Source organism: Kurthia sp. Dielmo, assembly GCF_000307285.2.
GTDB lineage: Bacteria > Bacillota > Bacilli > Bacillales_A > Planococcaceae > Kurthia > Kurthia populi.
On record NZ_HE578959.1, the window covers coordinates 303952 to 309782 of the forward strand.

Consider the following 5831-nt stretch of genomic DNA (forward strand, 5'->3'; position numbering starts at 1 on the left):
GGGATTTATGGAGCTGATGTACTACGGTTGTTAGAAAAACAACAGGCAGATAATATATTAGTTGTGAATCGACCACCATCTGTCTAAAAAAAGACACGGAGAAATCCGTGTTTTTTTAATGGGAAATAATTTGTATTAAATAAACGTAGGGCGTGTGAAAAAGCCATCTTCTCCAATGCCCATCATTTGCGTAAAAAGAAGATTCTCTAAACGGCTAAGTGGTTTAATACGCGCACTTTTTTCAATATTTGAGGACGTAAAGCCTCGTTGGATAAACGTATAAACTTCGCTAATGGAATGCTTGTCTAATGCATCATCAATTTTTTGTAGGGGAGTAGGCAATTTGCAATAAGCTGCATAAAATTCACCATGAGCCATCGCTAATTCCTTCCACATACGCTGGTAAAACATACGTCCTTCTGTTCGAGCGATAAAAAGGTCGTCGATTTCTTCTGATGCCATATTTAAACGAAAGGCCGCTTCTTCATAATGAATAATAGGCGGCTTGTTTCTTAGCTTTTCAAAATGCGTATAGGCCGCTTCTTGTTCAGCTACAGTCCACTTTCCGCTCCAATAGTTTGGGTCATGCAATGTTCGCAAAAAGTTTATATCCTCGCAGTGAAAAGCTGTAGATAGACTATTTTCTAAGCAGGGCAGTAAAATTCTTCTGTCTACTAAGTCCTTTAAAATACGCGTTGTCAGCACCTTGCTTGGCGTGAATTCTTCTGAATAGTTGCAAAGGGGCATAATCTGTTGTTTTTCTTTATCATAAGCCAGTTGCAGCAGCCCTGTTACATAAAATCGTTCAGCACGCGTTAACTGAATCTCATTAGAAGTATGGGAAAGCTCAGTTAAAAATGCTGCAATTTGCGCCTGTTCTTTTTCATTCAGCTCGTCCTCTGTTAATTGAAACATTTGGTAGCGCATTTGTTGCTCTTTTAAACATGCGTCACAGTGACATTGCATTTTATCGTGATGCTCACAAATAGGGCAGTAACGCATCGTATCGATTTCATTCATACGTCGAATTTGAGAGCGATTTTGTAGAGGTAATAATAAAGGTGTGTGACCACATAGCTCGCAGTGCTCATGTACAAAGGCATCTGGAAAATACTGCGTTAACGTATTGGGCTGTACATCTAGTGCATAATAAGCAATTAAATTAACAACTGGCATCATTTCCTCATAATAGGCCTTCACTAATAATTCGACTTCTTGCGTCGATAAATGGGAAAGCTTTGTATGAATATGCTGTACATCTAAATCGTCATAAAACGCCATATGTTGTCGCCTCCTTTCTTTAATCATAGCGTAAAAAGAAACTAAGAAAAAGCGAGAAATCCATAAGAACTTCTCGCTTCTTTACACCCTACATGTTAATTCTTTTGTCATAAATACACTATTGGGATCTTCCTTATACTGACTAAAAGGACCGCAGGCGATAAAGCCAAAACGTTCATATAAGCGATGAGCCGGCTTAAATGCGTCCATTGAACCTGTTTCTAAAGATTAGGAATGTAAGATATTCATTCGCCATAAAACATAAAAACCTTTATTATAAACTTATTCGTTAAAAGCTAGATTTTCTTTTAGATACTTGATCTTTTTTGATGGAAGAATCCAGGATAAATTAAGCCTATAAAATAGCAAGATAAGAGAAATTATGATAGAATCAGAATATAAAAAAGACGGTGATGATACACTTTAGCCTAGACGTAGCTTAAAGGATTTTGGTAATCTAACAAAGAAAAGGCGGTACTCGTTTGGAGTATCGTCTTTTTCTTTGTCTTTTTTATCTCTATTCAATCCGAATTGGATTCGACTAATTTTTAAATTTCCCTCGGTTCGTTCGATTTCGACATTCAAAAAGAAACGAAGTACAACGTAAATGCAGAGAAGATATACCATAAAACCTCCCTTCCGAGAGGCTGTTGCCTACACTTATTTTATCATACTTTATCTAGTTTTAGTCAAAAAAACAAACGTATGTTTTCATTTTTAAATAAGGGAAATATAAAATTACTCTTAAAATAATACCAAAAGAATGTTGTAGGAAATCGAATACAATCTGATGTAAATGGAATCATTTATACATTACATATAACGACACAAATCAAATTAAAGCAAAAAATGATAGGTGAAAACTATAAGTACACGTACAACTAGCAACAACGTCTTATTCAAGTAAAAATCTTTGATGGGAACCTAGTTGCATCTTACACATATGATGAAAATGGTTTACGCATAACAAAAACAGTTGGTGACACAACATATGCATACTTCTATAATAACGTTGGGACCCGCATTAAAAGCGGTATTTTTGAATATGTTTTAGATCGTGAAGGATATTAAAATTTCGTAAGAAGAGATTATTATTTAAGCGATAGCTAGGGGAGTAGCAATAAAAAATAGAATATACTAGAGGTGAATAATGTGAAAAATTTTCTTATTCCGGATAATTCGATGAATATAAAGATTCCTTATCAATTTTTACATCGTCATATTGATTTGAAATGGCGTGATATTTATTTTGGGTTGTTAGGTGAATATATAGATTCTGCTGTAGCTATTGAAAAAGCCATTGATGAATTAGAAAATGAAGATGGCGTTTCAGATACAATTGCTAGTATTGCTATTGCATCCGAAAAAGATTCGATGAAAATACAAACATATTTATTAGAATTAATCCCGAATGGAATAATGAATCAACAAAAAGATGTTTATGAATTAAAGTACAAATGGTTATATCTTTTTCTTTTGTATCTTTATGAAAATAAAGAAGAGCAAGATTATCAAATTGAGCGAAGTGATGGAACCGAAGTCCCGAATATTTATGAAAAAGTTTACTGGCTGTGTTCCGATTTCTCTGCAAAAGATTTTGATTTACTAGAATGTTTTGAACCCATTTTTCAGTTGACATCAAAAATGACTGTTATAGCTGTAACGAATGAAGAGATTAATAGTGTATGGCTTTCCTCATTAGAACAATATAAAGAGCAATATTTAAAATAAATCTTAAATAGGGAACTAATCTATAAAGCGAGATAGTGATAAGGCTGTTCTATTGTCAGCACAAAACTTAGATTAGTAGGGATAATTTTAATCATAAAACATTAAAAAAGTGAAGTCGATTAAGTGACTTCACTTTTTATTTCTGGTACATCATACTTTCAAAAAAATGCTGATTTACTTGTATAAGTTCATTGGTTTATACAACGAAGCAACAAACACCTTTTGAAATCTCTACAGCGCACCTTCAACAAATTCAGCGGTCATAACCTTCTTATGACCGCTGAATTTAGTTAGACGAAGGTCGTTTATTACGTCCACGAACAAACCACGTATCATCCCCATTTATTTAGAACCTCTCTCAGTAAGTAGAATCCTCTATGAAATATCTTTCTTGCAAATTCGCGTAATGGTGTCTTATCGGTATAAGCAATAATTTATTAAAATAAATAATTTTATTCTATTTAATTAGATAAGTTATCTTAAATTAACCTAGTTAACTTATCTAAAATAATAAGGTTTACTAAAGTTTTGTATTTAACATGATTTACTGACGCAAAAAGAGGGACTAATAAATAGTTTGCGTTTGCTTATTTTAAATTGTCGTAGTAAATATGTGTTAGTGCTTTGGAAATTGAATTTCGTAAAACTTTTTCGGGCGTCCTCTAGAGCTTGTTGTAATCGGTGGCAACTCTGCTGCAAGTCCTTTCTCTTGTAAATGCTGTAAAATACGGTTCGCTGAACGGACCGTAATATTTAATTTTTCACTTAATAAATCCCCATTTAAAATTGGATTTTTAAGCTCTTTAACTACCGCATCTATTTTTTGCAGATGAATTAGTGGAAATGCATACTGCTCACTAAGTTCTCTTAAAAAATCTTGCTCCTGCTCATCAAAAGTAATTACTACATCTGGTAATAATGGTCCTTGTTTATGATGCTGTTCGATAATCCAGCCTTGGGTTTCTTTAGATGAACAAAGTTGTGCAGCTCTTTGTGCAAATTCACGACTCTCTAATACATCCTCACCAACACCCCAGCCCACCTTCACAGGAAATGACAAGGTTTTATGCAAATAGCCCACAAGCTCACACTTTGTTTTATCATGCGTGCGTTTCATAAAGGCCTCATAGGTAGTTAATAACACAATCGATGCCGCTTCTCGGTGAACCAAAATCGTCTCATCCTGTTCCTTTAAATCTAAAATCGCTTTGTATAAAGCGATTTGCCGGTACTCCAGCGCATCCACATTCATTTTATCAACAGGAATATGAATGTGTGCCACTACTAATTGGTTGCGACGAAATCGTTGTAGCTCCAATTGATACATAAATTTTTTAAACGTCGTTTTAATCGCATGCTTTGACGGATGTACAAGTAAATACGGGATTTGATCTACCTCGAGCATCGCCGGAATCTCTGCAACGCGCGTCAAACTAAGCTTTACGTCCTGCCTTGCATGTAATTGCTTATGCCACTGCGCTAGTTGGTCAATAATTTTTTGTGTGGAATAGGAATTGATTGTCTGACTAAATAAATACGGTGCTTCATTCGCTGACCATTCATGAATCCCTAAATAGTCATTTTCCTCATAGCAAAAATCAATCGCCAGTTCAGATAACGATATTTGATGCTTATAAAATAATTCCGTTAAAACACGGTAAAAATCCCGCTCCGAAATATCAAAATAGGCAATCGGAATTTTAAGTTGCTTAAACTGCGTTTGTGCAAAGAAATAGGGAATTTGTCCACTAAATAACGCCCCATCCCCTTCAGATAAATGCGTATCCAACAGCATTTTTAAATCATCAAAATGCTTGTATGTAAAATAGACTAACTCACAATTATTCGGCTTGATAGCATCTAATTCTTTAATCCAGGACAAAGATAATTCTGCTGTAAAAACGTTTATTTTATACATGATAGAGCCTCTTTTCGTTTAAAATAGCTATTGCCTATTTTATCATTATATGGTTTCATTTTATAAAAGACCTATTCAACTTGTGTCTTTTAATTAAAAAAGACAGAATATTCAAACGTTGAAACGTCTAGTTCATTTTAAAGGAGATGAAGAACATGAATAATGCAGACACACAAAAGTCATCGTTTATCACCCGCTTTTTAGATTTAATTGAGCGAGCAGGAAACAAGTTACCAGATCCGATTACACTCTTTGTCATTATGGCTGGACTTGTCCTAATTTTATCATGGTTACTGTCTACAATTGGTTTATCTGCCGTAAAGCCTGGCACAGAAGAAACGATTACCGTTGTCAATTTATTAAGTCAAGATGGCTTAATCTTGATTGTAACAGAAATGCTGAATAATTTTACAGGTTTCCCTCCACTTGGTATGGTAGTCGTTTCGATGATTGGGATTGGTTTAGCGGAACAAACAGGTCTTATTTCCGCTATGATGAAAAAAACGGTTATGGCCGCACCTGAGAAATTAATCGTCCCTGTGCTTATTTTAACAGGTCTAGTCGGTAATCTAGCAGCCGATGCAGCATTTATTATCTTACCACCGATTGCAGCGCTTATCTTTATGAGCATCGGGCGTAATCCAATTGCTGGTCTTATCGTTACATATGCAGCAGTAGCAGGCGGCTTTAGCGCTAACTTATTGATTAGCTCTCTCGATGTTTTACTACTAGGGATTACCGAATCTGCGGCACATATCGCAGTTGCAGACTATACAGGTCGTGCCACAATGAACTATTACTTCCTTATCGCATCCACATTCGTTTTAGTAATTTGTGGTACTTGGGTTACGAAAAAGTTTACAGAACCGCGTTTCGGTAAATTTGAGGGCACTGTAGACAA

4 protein-coding genes and 1 pseudogene are annotated in these 5831 nt (G+C 35.1%); 2 read left to right on the plus strand and 3 right to left on the minus strand.

Translation table 11 applies throughout. The features are described 5' to 3' along the window. Nucleotides 1-135: 135 nt before the first annotated feature. Complete coding sequence (locus KTHG_RS12700) at nt 136-1281, minus strand: hypothetical protein (RefSeq protein WP_139994012.1); 1146 nt, start codon at nt 1279-1281, stop codon at nt 136-138. A gap of 81 nt (nt 1282-1362) precedes the next feature. Next, nucleotides 1363-1509, minus strand: a pseudogene (locus tag KTHG_RS21910) (N-acetyltransferase); the annotation flags it as partial. Between the two features lie 924 nt (nt 1510-2433). On the opposite strand from KTHG_RS21910, the gene KTHG_RS12710 reads away from it, so the two are divergent. After that, nucleotides 2434-3012, plus strand: a complete 579-nt coding sequence (locus KTHG_RS12710) for a DUF2247 family protein (protein WP_139994014.1) — start codon at nt 2434-2436, stop codon at nt 3010-3012. A gap of 616 nt (nt 3013-3628) precedes the next feature. Here KTHG_RS12710 and KTHG_RS12715 read toward each other — a convergent pair. Next, on the minus strand, nt 3629-4930 hold the full coding sequence (locus tag KTHG_RS12715; RefSeq protein ID WP_139994015.1) for a hypothetical protein: 1302 nt from the start codon (nt 4928-4930) through the stop codon (nt 3629-3631). A gap of 155 nt (nt 4931-5085) precedes the next feature. Between KTHG_RS12715 and KTHG_RS12720 the strand changes: the two genes are divergently transcribed. After that, the coding region (locus KTHG_RS12720; RefSeq protein WP_139994285.1) for an AbgT family transporter at nt 5086-5831 on the plus strand (746 nt) is incomplete at its 3' end.

Bases quoted from the DNA above. Each gene is read 5' to 3' on its own strand.
- KTHG_RS12700 (WP_139994012.1), bottom strand. From the start codon at position 1,281: ATGGCGTTTTATGACGATTTAGATGTACAGCATATTCATACAAAGCTT.
- KTHG_RS12715 (WP_139994015.1), bottom strand. From the start codon at position 4,930: ATGTATAAAATAAACGTTTTTACAGCAGAATTATCTTTGTCCTGGATT.